20 protein-coding genes are annotated in these 18,955 nt (G+C 60.8%); 8 read left to right on the forward strand and 12 right to left on the reverse strand.

The window, feature by feature from the left end:
• Positions 1-46 precede the first annotated feature (46 nt).
• Positions 47-568, forward strand: coding sequence for a DUF3617 domain-containing protein (locus tag V8689_RS00090; RefSeq protein ID WP_056790800.1), 522 nt, complete (start codon positions 47-49; stop codon positions 566-568).
• On the opposite strand, the gene V8689_RS00095 is transcribed toward V8689_RS00090, so the two are convergent.
• The 6 genes from V8689_RS00095 to folE2 are packed head-to-tail and all read right to left on the reverse strand — an operon-like array spanning position 565 to position 5,775.
• On the reverse strand, positions 565-1,902 hold the full coding sequence (locus V8689_RS00095; RefSeq protein ID WP_056790803.1) for a dihydroorotase: 1,338 nt from the start codon (positions 1,900-1,902) through the stop codon (positions 565-567). The genes V8689_RS00090 and V8689_RS00095 overlap by 4 nt on opposite strands.
• A gap of 3 nt (positions 1,903-1,905) precedes the next feature.
• Positions 1,906-2,466, reverse strand: coding sequence for a DapH/DapD/GlmU-related protein (locus V8689_RS00100; protein WP_005792581.1), 561 nt, complete (start codon positions 2,464-2,466; stop codon positions 1,906-1,908).
• The gene (locus V8689_RS00105; protein WP_034134111.1) at positions 2,463-3,341 is read right to left on the reverse strand and encodes a metal ABC transporter substrate-binding protein; all 879 of its coding nucleotides are present in this window, start codon (positions 3,339-3,341) and stop codon (positions 2,463-2,465) included. Before V8689_RS00105 ends, V8689_RS00100 begins: the two co-directional genes overlap by 4 nt.
• 11 nt (positions 3,342-3,352) lie before the next feature.
• Positions 3,353-4,219 carry a metal ABC transporter permease gene (locus V8689_RS00110; protein ID WP_003195772.1) on the reverse strand — a complete coding sequence of 289 codons (867 nt, stop codon included), beginning with the start codon at positions 4,217-4,219 and terminating at the stop codon, positions 3,353-3,355.
• Positions 4,220-4,888, reverse strand: coding sequence for a metal ABC transporter ATP-binding protein (locus V8689_RS00115; RefSeq protein WP_056790806.1), 669 nt, complete (start codon positions 4,886-4,888; stop codon positions 4,220-4,222).
• Positions 4,885-5,775, reverse strand: a complete 891-nt coding sequence (gene folE2 / locus V8689_RS00120) for a GTP cyclohydrolase FolE2 (RefSeq protein ID WP_056790809.1) — start codon at positions 5,773-5,775, stop codon at positions 4,885-4,887. Before folE2 ends, V8689_RS00115 begins: the two co-directional genes overlap by 4 nt.
• Positions 5,776-5,903: 128 nt before the next feature.
• Between folE2 and V8689_RS00125 the strand changes: the two genes are divergently transcribed.
• A complete protein-coding gene (locus tag V8689_RS00125) occupies positions 5,904-7,115 on the forward strand; it encodes an N-acetylmuramoyl-L-alanine amidase (RefSeq protein ID WP_056790812.1) in 1,212 nt (403 codons plus the stop codon).
• Here V8689_RS00125 and V8689_RS00130 read toward each other — a convergent pair.
• A complete protein-coding gene (locus V8689_RS00130) occupies positions 7,112-7,474 on the reverse strand; it encodes a hypothetical protein (protein WP_056790814.1) in 363 nt (120 codons plus the stop codon). The genes V8689_RS00125 and V8689_RS00130 overlap by 4 nt on opposite strands.
• Before the next feature lie 126 nt (positions 7,475-7,600).
• Here V8689_RS00130 and dksA point away from each other — a divergent pair, with 126 nt between their 5' ends.
• Genes dksA through V8689_RS00150 form a run of 4 tightly spaced genes read left to right on the forward strand, consistent with a single transcriptional unit; the run spans position 7,601 to position 10,889 of the window.
• Positions 7,601-8,005 carry an RNA polymerase-binding protein DksA gene (gene dksA, locus V8689_RS00135; protein ID WP_056790817.1) on the forward strand — a complete coding sequence of 135 codons (405 nt, stop codon included), beginning with the start codon at positions 7,601-7,603 and terminating at the stop codon, positions 8,003-8,005.
• A gap of 27 nt (positions 8,006-8,032) precedes the next feature.
• Positions 8,033-9,238 (forward strand): zinc metallochaperone GTPase ZigA, encoded by a 1,206-nt coding sequence (gene zigA / locus V8689_RS00140; RefSeq protein ID WP_056790820.1) that lies wholly within the window; start codon positions 8,033-8,035, stop codon positions 9,236-9,238.
• Positions 9,238-9,882, forward strand: a complete 645-nt coding sequence (locus V8689_RS00145; protein ID WP_056790823.1) for a DUF1826 domain-containing protein — start codon at positions 9,238-9,240, stop codon at positions 9,880-9,882. The genes zigA and V8689_RS00145 overlap by 1 nt, the downstream gene beginning before the upstream one ends.
• A gap of 44 nt (positions 9,883-9,926) precedes the next feature.
• A complete protein-coding gene (locus tag V8689_RS00150) occupies positions 9,927-10,889 on the forward strand; it encodes a CobW family GTP-binding protein (RefSeq protein WP_056790826.1) in 963 nt (320 codons plus the stop codon).
• Here the strand turns inward: V8689_RS00150 and V8689_RS00155 are convergent.
• Positions 10,883-11,278 carry a DUF3301 domain-containing protein gene (locus tag V8689_RS00155; RefSeq protein WP_003195752.1) on the reverse strand — a complete coding sequence of 132 codons (396 nt, stop codon included), beginning with the start codon at positions 11,276-11,278 and terminating at the stop codon, positions 10,883-10,885. The genes V8689_RS00150 and V8689_RS00155 overlap by 7 nt on opposite strands.
• Positions 11,279-11,395: 117 nt before the next feature.
• Here V8689_RS00155 and pdxY point away from each other — a divergent pair, with 117 nt between their 5' ends.
• Positions 11,396-12,268 (forward strand): pyridoxal kinase PdxY, encoded by an 873-nt coding sequence (pdxY, locus tag V8689_RS00160; RefSeq protein WP_056790829.1) that lies wholly within the window; start codon positions 11,396-11,398, stop codon positions 12,266-12,268.
• 32 nt (positions 12,269-12,300) lie between these two features.
• Here the strand turns inward: pdxY and V8689_RS00165 are convergent, their stop codons facing one another.
• Positions 12,301-12,786: an acyl-CoA thioesterase gene (locus V8689_RS00165; RefSeq protein ID WP_003195747.1), complete on the reverse strand. Its 486-nt coding sequence runs from the start codon at positions 12,784-12,786 to the stop codon at positions 12,301-12,303.
• 283 nt (positions 12,787-13,069) lie between these two features.
• On the opposite strand from V8689_RS00165, the gene V8689_RS00170 reads away from it, so the two are divergent.
• Complete coding sequence (locus V8689_RS00170; protein ID WP_056790832.1) at positions 13,070-14,827, forward strand: cation:proton antiporter; 1,758 nt, start codon at positions 13,070-13,072, stop codon at positions 14,825-14,827.
• Between the two features lie 102 nt (positions 14,828-14,929).
• Here the strand turns inward: V8689_RS00170 and V8689_RS00175 are convergent, their stop codons facing one another.
• The 3 genes from V8689_RS00175 to uvrD form a co-directional block, all read right to left on the reverse strand.
• The gene (locus V8689_RS00175; protein ID WP_056790837.1) at positions 14,930-15,337 is read right to left on the reverse strand and encodes an SMI1/KNR4 family protein; all 408 of its coding nucleotides are present in this window, start codon (positions 15,335-15,337) and stop codon (positions 14,930-14,932) included.
• 135 nt (positions 15,338-15,472) lie between these two features.
• Positions 15,473-16,339 carry a Tim44 domain-containing protein gene (locus V8689_RS00180; protein ID WP_056790840.1) on the reverse strand — a complete coding sequence of 289 codons (867 nt, stop codon included), beginning with the start codon at positions 16,337-16,339 and terminating at the stop codon, positions 15,473-15,475.
• Between the two features lie 284 nt (positions 16,340-16,623).
• Positions 16,624-18,807, reverse strand: a complete 2,184-nt coding sequence (gene uvrD / locus V8689_RS00185; RefSeq protein ID WP_056790844.1) for a DNA helicase II — start codon at positions 18,805-18,807, stop codon at positions 16,624-16,626.
• Positions 18,808-18,955: the final 148 nt, after the last annotated feature.

The raw sequence follows: 18,955 nt of genomic DNA on the forward strand, positions 1-18,955 counted from the left end.
GCTGCTTTGCGACGTCTAACGCCCACAATTACCCAGGAGTTACCCGATGAATGCTCGTCTGCTTGGTTTGGCCATGGTTGTTGGTTTGTCGCTGCCTGTGGCGGCACAGGCGCAGATGCTGGCGCCGGGCTTGTGGGAATTGACCACCAGCAATATGAAAGTGGATAACCAGGACCTGCCGGACTTGTCGCTGATCCTCGGTCAGCTCAAGCAACAGATGACCCCTGAACAGCGCGCCATGCTCGAAAAGCAAGGCATCACCATGGCCGGCAAAGGCGTACAGGTGTGCCTGACCCCGGCCCAGGTGGCCTCCGATTCGATCCCGCTGACCGACCCTCAATCGGGCTGCAAACAGGAAGTCACCGACAAGAGCGGTAACCAGTGGAAGTTCCGCTTCAGTTGCCCGAAAGCCCAGGGCACTGGGGTGGCCACGTTCCAGAGCCAGAAAGCATTCACCACCAGCGTCAACGGTACCTTCAATGCCACCGGCATCCAGCAGAAGGGTAGCCTGGACAGCCACGCCCAGTGGCTGGGTAACGATTGCGGTACGGTCAAACCTCGCGCTTAACGCCCAAACTGCAGGGGCAAGCCCTGGCAACTGTTGACCACCTGGCCGTTGTGCCAGGCCAGGTGGCCGCTGACCAACGTTGTACTCACGCTGTGGCGAAAGCTGCGTTCTGCAAAGGGGGTCCAGCCGCAGCGGGCGAGGATGGGTTGGCTGCTGACAGGCTTGCCGGCAGGCTCCGGTTTGATCAGTACCAGGTCGGCCCAATAGCCTTCACGCACGTAGCCGCGATCAGCAATGGCAAACAGGTCGGCCACGCGGTGGCTGGTCTTGGCGACTAATGTGGTGAGGGGCAAATGCCCGTCGGCCACCAACTCCAGTAACGCCGGCAGGGCATGCTGTACCAGGGGCAAGCCCGAGGGGGCTTCCCGGTAGCCCAACTGTTTTTGCGCCCAGGTATGCGGCGCATGGTCGGTGCCAATCACATCCAGACGATCACTCAATAACGCCAGGCGCAAAGCGTCGCGGTCGGCGCGGGTCTTGATCGCCGGGTTGCATTTGATCTGGTGGCCGAGGCGGTGGTAATCGCGGTCATCGAACAGCAGGTGGTGCACGCAGACCTCGGCGGTGATGTGCTTGTCGGCCAGAGGCTTGTCTTCGAACAGCGCCAGTTCGCGAGCGCTGGTCAGGTGCAACACATGCAGACGCGTGCCATGGCGTTTGGCCAATTCCACGGCAAATGATGACGAGCGATAACAGGCCTCGGCATCGCGGATCAGCGGATGAGCCACGGCGGGAATATGCTCGCCGAAGCGTTCGCGCAGGCGTTGCTCGTTGGCCAGGATGCTGGGTGTGTGCTCGCAATGAGCGAGCAGAATGGTTGGCACCTCGGCAAACAGGCGCTCCAGAATGCGTGGGTCGTCCACCAGCATATTGCCGGTGGAGGCGCCCATGAACACTTTGACCCCAGCCACTTCACGGGGGTCGAGGGCCGCGACGGTGTCGAGGTTGTCGTTGCTCACGCCAAAGTGAAAGCCGTAGTTGGCCACTGAGTGCAGTGCGGCACGGCGCTTTTTATCGGCCAGGGCTTCCAGGCTCAGAGTGGCCGGGTGAGTGTTGGGCATGTCCATGAAGCTGGTGATGCCACCGGCCACCGCCGCCCGGGATTCGCTGTAGAAGCTGCCTTTTTCCGGCGCGCCGGGTTCGCGAAAATGCACTTGGTCGTCGATCATCCCTGGCAGTAGCCACTGGCCGTTGGCATCGATTTCCACCGGCTCGTTATCGCCTTGAATGCTGGTGGCAATCTTCTCGATACGGCCATTGGCGATCAGTACGTCGGCGTCGAATACCTGGCCTTCGTTGACCAGGCGGGCGTTGCGGATCAGCAGGCGGCTCATGGTTCAGAACTCGTTTTGCAGGGCTTTGTAGCCGCGTACCAAGTCGACATTGGTGCGTGCCACGTCTTCGGAAAACTCCGAGGCGCTGACACTCACCGGCGGAAACTGCGACAAATCGGTGTTGGGGCCGATACGTGTCGTAGAGGGCACGTAGAAAGCGGCGGGGAGGTCGCGGCCGTCGACCACCGAGTTGTGGCGCACTACGCACCCATCGCCCACGGCGCAATTGAACAGCACGCTGTTGAAGCCAATAAACACACGGTCGCCCACCGTGCAGGGGCCGTGGACGATGGAGCGGTGGGCGATGGAGGTGAATTCGCCGATGGTCACCGCCGCGCCGGATTTGGAATGGATGACCACGCCGTCCTGGATGTTGGAGTTGGCGCCGATGGTGATCGGGTCCATGGCGCCGCTGGCATCGACTTCGTCGGCGCGGATCACGGCGTAAGGGCCGACGAACACGTTCTCGCCGATGATGACTTTGCCGCAGATGATCGCGGTTTTATCGACGTAGGCCGACTCGGCAATCACCGGCAGATCGCCGGAAGGATTTTTGCGGATCATGGCTGGCTCAGTGCGGCGCACAGGGTGTTGAGGTTGTATTCGAACAGCCCGATAAAGGTGCTGGCCGGGCCTTCTGCGGCGAGGGCGTCGGAGTACAGCGTGCCGCCGATCTGTGCGCCGCTTTCGTCAGCGATCTGCTTGAGCAGGCGCGAGTCCTTGATGTTTTCCATGAACACGGCTTTGACCTTGTCCTTGCGAATCTGGGTGATCAGCGCGGCAACTTCAGCGGCCGAAGGGTCACGTTCGGTGGATAAGCCCTGGGGTGCGAGGAACTGGATGCCATAAGCCTGGCCCAGGTAACCGAAGGCGTCATGGGAAGTGACGATGCGGCGGTTACCTGGTGGCAGGGCGCCGAACTTGGCCTTGGCCTCGTCCAGCAGGCTATGGATTTGCTTGAGGTAGGCCTGGCTGTTGCGCAGGTAGGCGGTCTTGTTGGCGGGGTCGGCGGCCACCAGGGCCTTGGTGATGTTGCTCACATAGATCTCGGCATTGGCCAGGTTGTGCCAGGCATGCGGGTCGGGAATGGTTTCGCCATCCTCGTCCATGGTGTGGGAAATCACGCCTTTGCTGGCGGTGACCACCGTTGCCTTGGTTTCGGTGCTGGTGACCAGGCGGTCCAGCCACGGCTCGAAACCGAGGCCGTTCTTGATGATGACCTTGGCCTTGAGCAGTGCCTTGGCGTCATCCGGCGTGGGTTCATAGGTATGGGCATCGGCGTCCGGGCCGACCATGTTGCTGATCTGGATGTGCTCGCCACCGATCTGGTGGGTGATGTCATCGAGAATACTGAAGCTGGTGACCACTTGGAGTTTGTCTGCCGCGTGAGCCATCGACAGCGGCAGCAGCAGACTGAACAGCACGAGTAGAGCGCGCATGGGGAAACACCTCATTGGGATGTGAGCAAAGGCGGGCGGCGCAACAAACCGTGCACCGGACCGAACACCACGGACAACAAATACCCAGCGCCCGCCACCAGCACGATCGCCGGGCCGCTGGGCAGTGAGTAGTAGAACGACAGCAGCAGACCCAACCACACCGACAGGCAGCCCAGCAGCGCCGACACTGCGATCAACACCGGCAAGCGTCGGCTCCAGAAGCGTGAGGCGATGGCCGGCAACATCATCAAGCCGACCACCATCAACGCACCGATGGCCTGGAAACCGATCACCAGGTTCAGCACCACCAGGGTCAGGAATACGCCATGGGCGAGGGGGCCGAGGCGGCTGACCGTTTGCAGGAACAGCGGGTCGAGGGTGTCCAACAGCAGCGGTTTGTAGATCAGCGCCATGGCGATCAGGCTGAAACCCGAGACCCAGAGCATGCCGGTCAGGGTGGTTTGATCCACGGCCAGGGCGGAGCCGAACAACAGGTGCAGCAGGTCCAGGCGCTTGCCGGCAAGGCCCAGGATCAGCACGCCGGCGGCCAGAGAGATGGGGTAGATGGCGGCGAGGCTGGCGTCTTCGCGCAGGCCGGTGCGGCGGGTGATCCACGCGGCCAGGCCGGCCATGCTCAGGCCTGCACCCAGGCCGCCGAGGGTCAGCGCGGGCAGGCTCAGCCCAGCGAACCAGAAGCCAAGGGCGGCGCCGGGAAGGATGCCGTGGGCAACCGCATCACCGATCAGACTCATGCGCCGCAAGATCAGAAACACACCTAGCGGCGCGGTGCTGCAAGCGAGCACCAAGCCGCCGATAAGTGCGCGGCGCATAAAAACGAATTCATGAAACGGCAGCCACAAGTGCGCAGTGAAGTGCATTCAGGCCACCTGCATGTGCGGTTGCGGGCGGATCAGCTCTTTGCTGGGGCCGAACACGCAGCCAGTGTTTTTGATCTGCAGTACGTGCTGGGTATGGTGGCGCACGGAGGCCAGGTCATGGCAGACGATCACCAGGGTGCGGCCTTCGTTGTGCCAGGCGTGGATGTGTTTCCAGCACAGCGCCTGGCCATCCTCGTCGAGGGCTGCGTGAGGTTCGTCGAGTAGCAGAACGGGCGCGTCGGCCAGGCTCATGCGTGCCAGCAGGGCGCGCTGCAATTCGCCGCCGGACAATGCCATCAAGGGGCGGTGTTCTAGGCCAATCAGGCACCAGTCTTCGAGTACCGCTTGCAGGCGTTGGCTGCGTTGTTGCGCGGTGTGTTGGGTGCCCCAAAAACCTGCAGACACCAGTTCTTGCAGGCTGATGGGGAACTGGCGGTCCAAGTGTTGCTGCTGGGGCAAGAAGGCCAGGCCGCCACGGCGTGGAACATCCACGATGACTTTTCCCGCCAAAGGCTTTTGCAGGCCGGCGATGACTTTGAGCAGGCTGCTCTTGCCTGTGCCGTTGGCGCCGATGATGCCGGTGAGGCTGCCCTTTTCCAGGGTCAAATCCAGTGCCGGGGTGAGGGGCTGCCCGGGGGCACCCCAGCGCAATGCGTTGCAGGTGATCATGCAGAAGCTCTCGTCCAGCGGCTTTCAGCCACGGCATCGTGCGCGTGCAGGCTTTCGGCATGGACCACTTTGAGGTGGAAGGCGTTGATGGCATCCGAGCGTTTCAAGGCGAGGTTCAGGCGGCGAGCGGCGTCTTCGCAGAACATCAGGTTTTGCCCGTTGGCCAGGGCGAAGGCCTGTTCGTCGGCGCGTTTCACCGCGGTTTGTACGGCGGTGCCGAGCGCGGCTTCGGCAGCGTTGATCAAGTCGACTATCGGCAGGTCAGTACCTTGCAGATGAACGTGCAACTGCGCGCTGCTGCGTTGGCTATGGGGTGTGGCGACGATGCCGTTGGCGCTGCCGAGCCAGGCTAGTACCGCGTCATGCTGTAACGGCGTGTTGGCGAAATCATCGACAAATTGCTGCTGAATCAACTGCCTGGCGAGGGCGGCGGAGCAAGGGCAGGTTGAGGAATAAGTAACGTCAATTTTTAGTTCCACGTGGAACATCTGGTTTTCCAGCCGCGCTTCGATGCTCACCGGGTAGCTCTTCCAGCCGGCTAACGGGCTGACCAGGGCAGGGCGTTTAAGCAGCAGTTGGGTATGGATGCGCAGGTAAGCGTTCTTAGATAAACCTTCATGTGTGTCGAGAAAACGCTGCAGTACATTACGCAGCAGTGCAGGTGTCAGCGGCTGCTGATCGAGCACTTCCAGGGCCAGGTACAGGCGTGACATATGAATGCCACGGGCCGTGCCGTCGTCCAGGCTTACACCTGCATCAGCAGTAGCGGCCAGGTGTTGGCCGTCAATCAGGAGCGGCAAGGCGATGCCACACATCCCCACCCAGTCGAGTGGCAAGGCTTGGCGTGAAGCCTGCGCGGCAATGTCCGGCAGAGTCAGCGCATTCATAAGCAGGTCCATCGTTGGAAATAATTCGACATGTTATAGTATAACAATACGAGCTACGATGAATTTTCTGCTCCAGCCTTTGTTCAGTCATATCGAGTAGGGACGCTCCTTTATCTGCGGTATATGCCATGCACCGACGTCAGCTCCTCAACCTGCTGCTGGTCAGCCCCTTGTTTGCCTTGCCTTTGGGGGCTTACGCCACGCAGATTCGCAATGCACGCCTGTGGCGCTCGGAGGACAAGCTGCGCCTGGTGTTCGACCTCAGCGGCCCGGTGCAATACAAGACATTCTCCCTGACCTCACCGGACCGCTTGATCATCGACTTGAGTGGCGCCGGGCTCAGCGGCGATTTCTCCCAATTGGCGTTGAAGAACAGTGGGATTACCTCGATCCGTTCCGGGCATTTCGGCAAGAGCGATACGCGCATCGTGCTGGACCTGGTCGAGCCCATGCAGCTCAACAGTTTCGTGCTGCCGCCCCAGGATGGCCAAGGCCATCGCCTGGTGCTGGATTTGACCAACGCGACCCGTGCGCCCCGGCAAATCGCCGCTGAGCCAGCACCCTTGGTGGCGCCGGTAGACAAGGCGCATCCCAAGCGCGACATCATCGTGGTGGTCGACCCCGGCCATGGCGGCAAAGACCCAGGTGCCATCGGCTCCAAGGGCCAGCGCGAAAAAGATGTGGTGCTGTCGATTGCCCAGTTGCTGGCTAAACGCTTGAAACGCGAAAAGGGTTTTGACGTAAAACTGGTGCGCAACGACGACTTCTTCGTGCCGCTGCGCAAGCGCGTGGATATCGCCCGTCAGCACAAGGCCGATATGTTTATCTCGGTACATGCCGACGCCGCGCCACGGCTGACCGCGTCGGGTGCATCGGTGTATGCGTTGTCTGAAGGCGGCGCCACCTCGGCCACGGCACGTTTCATGGCCCAGCGCGAAAATGGCGCCGACTTGCTGGGCGCTACCACCTTGCTCAATCTGAAGGACAAGGACCCGATGTTGGCCGGGGTGATTCTCGACATGTCGATGAACGCGACCATCGCCTCCAGCCTGCAACTGGGCAGCTCGGTATTGGGCAGCCTGCAAAACATCACCAGCCTGCACCAGAAACGTGTGGAGCAGGCCGGGTTCGCCGTGCTCAAGTCACCGGACGTACCCTCGATTTTGGTGGAGACGGGCTTCATCTCCAACGCTCGCGACGCCCAGCGGCTGGTGACGGCACGCCATCAACAGGCGGTGGCGGATGGCCTTTTCGAAGGACTCAAGCGTTACTTCCAGAAGAACCCACCCATGAACAGCTACATGGCCTGGGTGCAGGCGCAGAAAAACAGCCAGGCCTAACAGCCGGTCATTCGGCTGCAGGTGAACTTGGCGCTGGCGCCCCCTGAGCTGGAAAACCGATTGAGGGTGGTCCAGCCCACGCGCCGCGTATAGCCGACCCACGCCTCGCCATCCGATGCCAACCCGGTAAAAAACGTCAGTTGCCCATACCGGCTGTTGGTTTGTGCCCAATAGCGTTTGCCGATCACTTCGAAACCGCGCAGGTAGATGGTGCTGCCGACGGTCGCCACGCTATAGGCATTGCCCAACGGGTCCACACACGCCAGCAGGTTGGCGCTGCGTGTGCACTTGGCCAACGGTGCCTGAGCGCAGGCAGGCCCGGCGGCTGCCAATAGCAGGGCGCACAGCAGGTATCTCATCGGGTTTCTCAGCATAAGAAGGTGACCCAGCATTGCGCCCTTCGTCGCGACGAGCAAGAGGGATTGGCTTAATTGTATTGTTATACTATAACATAAAAGCACAGCCCGACCCGCGAACCGATTCCCATGACCGAACACGAGCTTTTGGCCCAACCGGCGGCCGACTACATGAATGAGGCCCAGCAGCGCTTTTTCCGCGAACTGTTGCTGGCTCAGCGCGATGACCTGCAAGCCCGTATCGACGCGCAGTTCCAGGCACTGCGCGAGCAGGAAACCAACAGCGACCTGGCGGATATCGGCAGTGCCGAAGAGCAACGCCAATGGCAACTGCGCCTGCTGGAGCGCGAAAAGAAGCTGTTGGACAAGATCGACGATGCCCTGGAGCTGCTGGCCCGTGGCGAATACGGCTGGTGCCGTGAAACCGGCGAACCCATCGGCCTGCAACGCTTGCTGCTGCGTCCCACCGCCACCTTGTGTATCGAAGCCAAAGAACGTGAAGAGCTGCGCGAACGCCATAAACGGGCAGTTTGACCGGCCAACCTTGATGAGGAATACCTGATGCCCAATCGTCTCCCCGTGACCGTGTTGTCCGGCTTTCTCGGCGCCGGTAAAAGTACGCTGCTCAACTATGTCTTGCGCAACCGCGACAACCTGCGGGTGGCGGTGATCGTCAACGACATGAGCGAAATCAACATCGACGGCAGCGAGGTGCAGCGTGACGTCACGCTCAATCGCTCGGAAGAAAAACTGGTGGAGATGAGCAACGGCTGCATCTGCTGCACCTTGCGTGAAGACTTGCTTGAAGAGGTGGGAAAACTCGCCAAGGAAGGTCGGTTCGATTACCTGCTGATCGAATCCACCGGTATTTCCGAACCTTTGCCCGTGGCCGAAACCTTCACTTTTCGCGATGAAAACGAGCAAAGCCTGGCCGACATTGCACGCCTGGACACCATGGTCACTGTGGTCGACGGTATGAATTTCCTGCTCGACTACCAGGCTGCCGAAAGCCTGGCTTCACGGGGCGAAACCCTCGGTGAAGAGGATGAGCGCTCCATCACCGACCTGTTGATCGAACAGATCGAATTCGCCGACGTCATCCTGATCAGCAAGATCGACCTGATCAGCAGCCGCGAGCGCGAAGAACTGATGGCCATCCTCGAGCGCCTCAACGCCCAGGCGGAAATCATCCCGATGGTCATGGGCGAAGTGCCGCTGAACAAGATCCTCAACACCGGCCGTTTCGACTTTGAGCGCGCCGCCCAGGCACCGGGCTGGTTGCAGGAATTGCGCGGTGAGCATGTGCCGGAAACCGAAGAATACGGCATAGCGTCCACCGCTTACCGTGCGCGCCGGCCCTTCCATCCACAGCGGTTTTTCGACTTTATCGACCGCCCCTGGGTCAACGGCAAGCTGTTGCGCTCCAAGGGTTTCTTCTGGTTGGCGAGCAAACATCAGGATGCGGGCAGTTGGTCCCAGGCGGGCGGGTTGATGCGCCATGGGTTTGCCGGGCGTTGGTGGCGCTTTGTGCCGAAAAGCCAGTGGCCGCAGGACGAAGAAAGCGTGGCGGCGATCATGGCTAACTGGCAATTGAGCACCGGCGACTGCCGTCAGGAGCTGGTGTTTATCGGGCAAAACATCGACTTTGCCCAGATGCGTGCCGAGCTGGACGCCTGCTTGCTCAACGATGAAGAAATGGCCCTGGGTGTCGAAGGTTGGCGCCAGCTGCCCGACCCGTTTGGCCCTTGGTATGAGCAGGTAGCCTGATGCTGGCCCCGGTGATTCCCCTGCGCCCAGTCATCCGCCAAAGCTTCGGAGGAACGCCGCTGGCGCTGTCCGACATCCTCAATGATGGCGTCAACCTGGCGATCTGGCAGCGCCAACTGCCCCTGCATATCGCCGAGTTTGGCGCTTTGCTGGTGGCGCTCGATGAGCCACTGGCCGAATCCTTGGTGATCGAGTTGAGCAGCGAAGACGCCGTGCCGAACTTGCAGGGTTTGGCGTCCAGTTGTCGTGATCTTGAAGGTTACGACGGGTTTGTCGCCGATGTTTCGTGGCTAGTCAGTGCCTTCGCTTGCCTGCTCGGTGCCAAGCGCATCGGCGTGCGTTTACGGCTGTTGGACAAAGCCATGTGCCCGCGCTTTCACGTCGATCATGTGCCGGTTCGGCTGATCACCACTTACGCCGGTATCGGCAGTCAATGGTTGCGCGAAGGTGTCATGGACCGGCGCACATTGGGCCAGGCGGATGCCGAGCCCACTGAGCGCATCGAGCAGATCCACTGCGGTGAAGTGGCGCTGCTCAAAGGCACCAAATGGCACGGCAATGAAGGGCACGGTCTGATCCACCGCTCGCCGGCGCTCAAGACTGATGAACGACGGTTGATCCTGACGCTGGATTGGCTGGCATAACCGCGTAGGATCAAACGCTCTAAACGGCCTGAACCATGCCTCTTATGCTGCAGAACATTCCTACCCATGTGATTGCCGGGCCCTTGGGCGCCGGCAAGACCAGCCTGATCAAGCACCTGCTTGCCCAGCGCCCGGCCAAAGAGCGCTGGGCGGTACTGATCAATGAATTCGGCCAGATCGGCCTGGACGCTGCCCTACTCACACAAGACGATGACGGTATCGCCTTGGGCGAGGTGGCGGGCGGCTGTTTGTGCTGTGTGAACGGCGCACCCTTCCAGGTAGGGCTGGGCCGCTTGTTGCGTAAGGCCAAGCCGGATCGGCTGTTTATCGAGCCCTCAGGCTTGGGCCATCCAGCGCAATTGCTCAAGCAACTCCAGAAGGCACCATGGCAAGAAGTGCTGGCGGTGCAGCCTTGTGTGCTGGTACTCGATGCACAGGCGTTGGCGGCGGGCAGGCCGTTGCCCCAGGCACAGCAGGAGGCGTTGGCCAGTGCCGGTCTGCTGGTGCTGAACAAGGACGAGACGCTGACGTCCGCGCAACGTCAGACGATTGAAGCGCAATTACCCGATTGCCCGCTCCATTGGACACGCCAGGCGCAATTGCCACTCGACCGGTTGCCCGGTTTGAACGCACACGCCCAAGGCGCTGTGGATAACTTCGCGGTGCCTGAAGCAGTGGGGCAAATGCCGGCGATCTGGAGCGACCCTGGGCTACCGATCTGTTTGAGCCATAGCCAGGAGGGCGGCTGGAGCATTGGCTGGCGCTGGCACCCTAGCCAGCGATTCAATGTCGACCGTCTGCATCAATGGCTATCGAGTCTCGACTGGCGCCGAGCCAAGCTGATTATCCACAGCGTCGGGGGTTGGGTGTCTGCCAACGCTGTGGATAACAGTCCACTGCACTGGCAACCCAGCGCATGGCGGCGCGATTCGCGTGTTGAATTGATATTCAGCGAACCACAGGACATGGCCGCCTTGCAGACCGCCCTGGCAGCCTGCCGTTACTGATGCTTCTTGCTGGCGTGGTCTTGGCGCCACTGGCTCAATTCGATGATCTCGGCGCTGGGCAGCGGCTCTTTGGTTTCGAACGGGTAGGGCGCCAGTTCGATCTGCGCGCTGTGGGCGCCAAACTGGGTGATGACCCCGGCATGCCGGGTTTCGCCGGTCACGGTGAACTCGAAATTATAGATACGGGCCAAGCGTCGGCGGCCATTGGCATCCTTCACGAAACCGATGCGCTTGAGCGCCACGGCACCGTCGAGCAGCTCGATATCGAGCTTGGCGCAATGCTGCTTGACCCGCGCCAGCGCCCGTTCACGCAGGCCGTGGTTGTGCCAAACCCAGGCGGCGCCGGTGGCCAGCAGCATCAAGACGAAGATGTTTCCCAGGGTCAGCATTCCATCAACTCCAACAAAGTGAGCGCAGCTTAACTGTGTCGCCGGTCTGTCGTACAGGCTGCGTTTAGTCGCATACTGCTCGGCCAGAAATTCAACGGTTTTACGGAAATCTCCCGCATGAAACGTACACCTCACCTGCTTGCGATCCAGTCCCATGTGGTCTTCGGCCACGCCGGAAACAGCGCCGCCGTGTTCCCCATGCAGCGGGTCGGGTTGAACGTGTGGCCGCTCAACACGGTGCAGTTCTCCAACCACACACAGTATGGACAGTGGGCGGGCGAAGTGTTGGCGCCGCAGCAAATTCCTGCATTGGTGGAGGGCATTGCCGCGATTGGCGAGTTGGGCAACTGTGATGCGGTGCTGTCCGGATACCTGGGCAGTGCAGACCAGGGTCGCGCTATCCTCAGCGGTGTGGCGCGCATCAAGTCGATCAACCCCAAGGCGCTGTACCTGTGTGACCCGGTGATGGGCCACCCGGAAAAGGGTTGCATCGTGCCGCAGGAGGTCAGCGATTTCCTTTTGGATGAGGCCGCCGCCATGGCGGACTTCCTGTGCCCCAACCAACTGGAGCTGGACAGTTTTGCCGGGCGCAAGCCGCAATCGCTGTTCGATTGCCTGGCGATGGCCAAGGCGTTGCTAGCGCGCGGGCCCAAGGCGGTGTTGGTCAAGCATCTGGATTACCCAGGCAAACTGCCAGAAGGGTTTGAAATGCTGTTGGTGACGGCTGGTGGCAGCTGGCACTTGCGTCGGCCCCTGCTGGCGTTTCCGCGTCAGCCAGTGGGCGTGGGTGACCTGACGTCGGGCCTGTTCCTGGCGCGGGTGCTGTTGGGCGATAGCCTGGTGGCTGCCTTTGAATTCACCGCCGCGGCCGTGCATGAAGTGCTGCTGGAAACCCAGGCCTGCGCCAGTTATGAACTGGAACTGGTGCGGGCCCAGGACCGTATCGCCCATCCTCGTGTGCGCTTCGAAGCCACACCGATCAGCCTGTAAGCACACAAACCCATTTTGATTGGGTTTACAAATTACGGCGCGTCGGCTTTGATTTCCCGGTAGCGCTTTTCCAGTTCCTGGCGAATCTGCCGACGCTGCTGAGCCTGCACAAAGCGGCGCTTGTCCTCGCTGTTCTGCGGCTGCAACGGCGGTACAGCGGCAGGTTTGCGCTGGTCGTCCACGGCCACCATGGTGAAGAAGCAGCTGTTGGTATGGCGCACCGAGCGTTCACGGATGTTCTCGGTCACCACCTTGATGCCCACTTCCATCGACGTATTGCCGGTGTAGTTGACTGACGCCAGGAAGGTCACCAGCTCACCGACATGGATCGGCTCGCGAAAAATCACCTGGTCCACCGACAGCGTGACCACATAACGACCGGCATAACGGCTGGCGCAGGCGTAGGCCACTTCGTCGAGGTACTTGAGCAGCGTGCCGCCGTGCACATTGCCAGAGAAGTTGGCCATGTCAGGGGTCATCAGTACCGTCATCGACAGCTGGGCGTTTCCGGGTTCCATAGCACACTCACGGGTTGTAGGCATTGGTTGGGGGGAAGGTACCTCTGCGGGTACTCAAGGTCTTTGCAGCGCCATCCCTAACGGGACGCCGTCAGGCGGCTTGCCGTCACGCGCGCAGCGATCTGTTTCCATATATTGCACCGGCTTTCCAGCAGAAGTCGCGGTGTTACCCTTCAAAAGCCCTTCTCAGGGCTTTTCTTACGATCAAGGCAGACTTTTCCGACCCTACAAAGGCGCGGCCGGAAGTGGGAAAAGTGCCGGCACCCTCAAGGAGCCCCTCGCCATGCACGCCATCAGCTTTATCCAGGACTTGGCCGTGATCATGCTGGTGGCAGGGGTGGTCACCATCCTGTTTCACCGCTTCAAGCAGCCGGTGGTGCTGGGCTACATCGTCGCCGGCTTCATTATCGGCCCCCACACCCCGCCGTTTGGCCTGATCCACGATGAAGGCACGATCAAGACTCTGGCGGAGCTGGGGGTGATCTTCCTGATGTTCTGCCTGGGCCTGGAATTCAGCCTGCGCAAGCTATTCAAAGTCGGGGCCACGGCGTTTATCGCGGCGTTCCTGGAAATCGTGCTGATGATCTGGATCGGCTACGAGATCGGTCGCTGGTTCGACTGGAGCACCATGGACTCGCTGTTCCTCGGCGCGATCCTGGCAATCTCCTCGACCACCATTATCGTCAAGGCCCTCAACGACCTGAAGATGAAAGACCAGCGGTTCGCCCAGCTGATTTTCGGTGTGCTGATTGTCGAGGACATCCTGGGTATCGGAATCATTGCCTTGCTGTCGAGCATTGCCGTCAGTGGCACAGTCAGTTCCGGCGAAGTGTTCGCCACGGTCGGCAAGCTCTCGCTGTTCATGATCGTCGCCCTGGTGATTGGTATTTTGCTGGTGCCGCGCCTGCTGGCCTATGTGGCCAAGTTTGAAAGCAATGAGATGCTGCTGATCACCGTGTTGGGCCTGTGTTTCGGCTTCTGCCTGCTGGTGGTGAAGTTGGAATACAGCATGGTGCTCGGGGCCTTCCTGATCGGCGCAATCATGGCTGAATCCCGCCAGTTGATTAAGATAGAACGCCTGATCGAACCCGTTCGCGACATGTTCAGCGCAATTTTCTTCGTAGCGATTGGCTTGATGATCGACCCGCAGATCCTGCTGCAATATGCCTGGCCCATTGCGGTGATCACCGTCGCCGTGGTGCTGGGCAAGATGCTGTCTTGCGGGCTGGGCGCGTTTATCGCCGGCAACGATGGCCGCACCTCGCTGCGGGTCGGTATGGGGCTGTCACAAATTGGCGAGTTTTCTTTCATCATCGCGGCGCTGGGGATGACCCTGCAGGTCACCAGCGACTTTCTGTACCCCGTGGCGGTGGCCGTTTCGGCGATCACCACGCTGCTCACGCCCTACCTGATTCGTGGCGCGGACCCGCTGTCATTGAAGATCGCGGCGGTGATGCCCAAGCGTATGAGCCGAGTGTTCGGCATGTATGGCGAATGGCTGCGCAGCATTCAGCCTCAGGGCGAGGGGGCGATGCTGGCCGCGATGATCCGCAAGATCATCCTGCAGGTCGGCGTAAACCTAGCGTTGGTGATCGCGATCTTCTTTGCCGGCAGTTTTTTCGCGGGGCGCATCGGTGGGTACCTGGAGGGCTGGGTCAGCGATCAAAGTTGGCAGAAAGCGTTGATCTGGGGCGGGGCGCTGCTGGTGTCGTTGCCGTTCCTGATTGCGGCGTATCGCAAGCTCAAGGCGTTGTCGATGCTGCTGGCGGAGATGAGCGTGAAGCCGGAAATGGCCGGGCGGCATACCCAGCGTGTGCGCCGGGTGATTGCCGAGCTGATCCCCATCTTGTCGCTGCTGGTGATCTTCCTGCTATTGGCAGCCTTGTCGGCCAGTATTCTGCCGACCAACAAGTTGCTGGTGCTGATTGCCGTGGTCACGGCGGCGGTGGCTGCAGTGCTCTGGCGCTGGTTTATCCGTGTGCATACGCGGATGCAGGTTGCGTTGCTGGAGACGCTGGATAACCACAAGGATATGCAGTAGGAGCGAGCTTGCTCGCGAAGATCGTTAACGATAACGCGGGAAACCTGACACCCAGCGGCGCCCTCAGGTTTCTCGCGAGCAAGCTCGGCTCCTACAAGGGACTCAGCTTTCCAGCCAGACGTCCCGCGCCCAGTGCCACACCGATTCCCAGGTCTCTTCGGTGACCAGTTCTTCTTCGGCGGACCACAGCACCACGGTGCCGTCTTCTTCGACGCAGTAGTAGTCATCGCCGTCCTGGCAGATAGGGATCTGGCTGCGGTCAACACCGGCATCCCAGGCGTTGGCGGCAACGTCCGGCAGGTAGGTGTGGGACTGCGGGTCGGTGACGGTCACTGGCTCCAGGCTGCCATAGACTACGTCGCTGACGGTCAGCAAAAATTCACGGAAGACAAAGGGGATGTCGATGAACAGTTGTTCTTCGATTTCCACCAGTTGGTCTTCGTCAGGCAGCTCTAAAGGAACCGGGACCGGTTCGTTGGCTTCACGCAGTTGTTCGATGATTTCTTCCACGGCCGGGATCCTCTTGCTAGATGGCGCGGTTTATAGGGGCGTTTTATACAGTAGCTCGCTATAAGTGCAACCGTGAAATAGAAAACCCCGGACATGTCCGGGGTTTTTGTTACCGCTTGCTCAACCGCGCAGGTATTAACCGTTCTGGCGGATACCGGCGACCAGCCACGGCTGGTCGTCGCCCTGGGCGCGTTCCATGTTCCAGCTTTCGCTGAACACTTCGCCCTGGTCGAAACGCGAGGACTTCGACACACCGCTGAAGGTCAGGGTGGCGATGGTCTTGTCGGCACGATCATCCACGCCGTCGAGCTGTACGCGCAGGTCGTCGATGTAAGTCGACTGGAACCCGTCACCGATCTCGGCACGTTCGCGCTTGAGGAACTCCAGCAGCTGCGGGGTCACGAACTCGGAGATCTTGTCCATTTCGTTGGCGTCCCAGTGCTGTTGCAGGGACTGGAAGTGGCTGCGGGCCGCTTCGACGAAACGCTCTTCGTTGAACCAGGCCGGTGCGTTGATCACCGGACGGGCGGCAGGCGCTGCCGAACCACCGAAGATCGAACCCATGGCAGGCTTCTGTTCGAACGCTTCACGCTGCATCGGCGCGCCGGCTGGAGCCAGGTGCTCCTGCTGCTTGCGGCGACGGGCGGCGATAAAGCGGAAGACCAAAAAGGCGATGACGCCCATGATCAGGATGTCGAAGATCTGCATGCCCTGGAAGCCGTCGCCCATGAACATGGACGCCAGCAGGCCACCGGCGGCGATGCCGGCCAGTGGGCCCAGCCAGCGCGAAGCACCGCCAGCCTTGGCAGCAGCGCCAGCGGCACCGGCTGCGCCTGCAGTCGCCGCAGCACCGCCCGCACCGGCGGATGGAGCCATTTGGCTGGTCTGGTGAGTCGGTGCCGCGCCCGAGCTTTTGCCGCCACCGAAGCGTTTGGCGTTGGCGTCGAGGCTCATCGTCAGGCCGATGCACAACGCCATGGCGATGCTAAGAAAACGTTTCATATAGGGAATTCCCATTTGTGGATTGCACGCGCGCCATGTTGCACAGGTGTCGTGGCAGTGGCTAGCGGCATAATGTTTCGGGCTTTTGCGTAAGACCAAATCCGAAGGGTTTGTAGGACTAATTACAGATATTGGCCCGGCCTCGTGAAATATAAGGGCGCAGCCGTATCTTGCTGTAGGAGCGAGCTTGCTCGCGAAAATCGTCAACGATTACGCGGGCATTCTGGATGAACGCGTTGTCTGGGCGTTCTTCGCGAGCAAGCTCGCTCCTACAGGTGTGGGGCTCAGATAGCTTCGAGCTTGGCGTAACCCATCATCAGCCACTTGCTGCCCTCGGCGAAGTTCACCTGCACCCGGGCCTGGGCGCCGGCGCCTTCGAAGTTGAGGATCACGCCTTCGCCGAAGATCGCATGTTTGACTTGCTGGCCCAGGCTGAACGGGGTTTCCGGTATTTCGGAACCGGCAAACATGCTGCTGGAGTTCTGTTGCTGACCACCACCGAAGGGGCGGCTGACGCTGTTGGACAAGCGCACTTCCTGGATCAGCCCCTTGGGCACCTCACGTACGAAGCGCGACACCTTGTTGTAGGTTTCGCTGCCGTACAGGCGTCGGGTCTCGGCGTAGGTCATCACCAGGTTCTGCATCGCCCGGGTAATGCCCACGTAGGCCAGGCGGCGCTCTTCTTCAAGACGGCCGGGTTCTTCCAGGCTCATCTTGTGAGGGAACAGGCCTTCTTCCATGCCCACCAGGAACACGTAAGGGAATTCGAGGCCCTTGGCGCTGTGCAAGGTCATCAGCTGGATGCTGTCTTCATGCTCATCGGCCTGGGTATCGCCGGCTTCCAGCGAGGCGTGGCCCAGGAAGGCGGCGAGCGGCGTCAGCTCTTCGTCGTCATCGGTGTTTTCGAAGGCACGGGCGGCGCTGACCAGTTCCTCAAGGTTTTCTACCCGGGCCTGGCCTTTCTCGCCTTTTTCCGCTTCGTGATAGGCGATCAGCCCGGACTGCTCGATAACAGTCTGAGTCATCAGGTGAAGCGGCATTTCTGCGCACTTGGCCGCCAGGTTCTCGATCAGCTCGACAAACACGCCCAACGCCCCGGCAGCACGGCCAGTCAGGCCTTTGTTGGCGATCAGCAAGCGCATGGCTTCCCACATCGACACATCGGCATGGCGCGCATGGTCGCGGATCGCTTCGACGGTTTTCTCGCCAATGCCACGCGCCGGGATATTGATCACTCGCTCCAGCGCCGCATCGTTACCACGGCCTTCAAGCAAGCGCAGGTAGGCCATGGCGTTCTTGATTTCGGCACGTTCAAAGAAGCGCTGGCCGCCGTAGATGCGGTACGGGATGCGCTCGCGCAGCAAGGCTTCTTCCAGCACCCGCGATTGGGCGTTGGAACGGTACAGAATCGCGATATCGCTGCGGGCCAGGCCGGTTTTCAGTGCGCTTTCGATGGTTTCCACCACGTAGCGCGCTTCATCGTGCTCATTGAACGCCGCGTACAGGTTGATCGCTTCGCCTTCGCCGCCGTCGGTCCACAGCTCTTTGCCCAGGCGCCCGGTGTTGTTGGCGATCAAGGCGTTGGCCGCCTTGAGGATCCCGGCGGTGGAGCGGTAATTCTGCTCCAGGCGGATGGTCACCGCGTCCGGGAAGTCTTCGGAATACTGATAGATGTTCTCGATTTTCGCGCCACGCCAGCCGTAGATCGACTGGTCGTCATCGCCCACCACCATCAGGCTGTCGCCGCCCTTGGCCAGCAGACGCAACCAGGCGTACTGCACGGCGTTGGTGTCCTGGAACTCGTCCACCAGAATGTGGCGGAAGCGTTTCTGGTAATGGGCCAGCAAACCGGGGTTGTCGCGCCACAGGTCGAGGGCACGCAGCAGCAGTTCGGAGAAGTCGATGACGCCAGCGCGCACGCAGGCCGCTTCATAGGCTTCATAAATGCTGCGCATGGTGGCCAGGAAAAGGTCGCCGCTGGCCTGGATATGTTGCGGGCGCAGACCCTCGTCCTTCTGGCCGTTGATAAACCACTGCGCCTGACGCGCCGGCCAGCGTTGTTCGTCCAGGCCCAGCTCGCGGATCACGCGCTTGACCAGGCGTTGCTGGTCGTCGCTGTCGAGAATCTGGAAGGTCTGGCTCAGGCCCGCTTCCTGCCAATGCGCCCGCAACAGGCGGTGCGCCAGGCCGTGGAAGGTGCCCACCCACATGCCAGCCGGGCTGATGCCCATCAACTGCTCGATGCGGTGGCGCATCTCAGCAGCGGCCTTGTTGGTGAAGGTCACCGACAGGATGGAATGCGGGGACGCGTTCTCGACCTGGATCAACCAGGCGATACGGTGCACCAGCACTCGGGTTTTACCGGAGCCAGCACCGGCCAGGACCAACTGACGGCCAACGGGGGCCGCTACGGCCTGGCGTTGGGCATCGTTGAGGGAGTTCAGCAAAAGAGAGAGATCATCGCGCATCGACGCATTCTATGGGCCTTGGGGGGCCTGGGCAAATCCCAATGCCGGATGGTCGATGCAAAACGTCTACATGTTACCGACGCGGCGAACATTCTGGCGGGGGTGATGACCGGTTGGTCATCGGCCGAAGCCCGTGCCGCGTCTTGCC

The sequence above is a fragment of the Pseudomonas sp. AK181 genome (assembly GCF_051122975.1).
In the GTDB taxonomy this organism is placed as follows: domain Bacteria; phylum Pseudomonadota; class Gammaproteobacteria; order Pseudomonadales; family Pseudomonadaceae; genus Aquipseudomonas; species Aquipseudomonas lactis.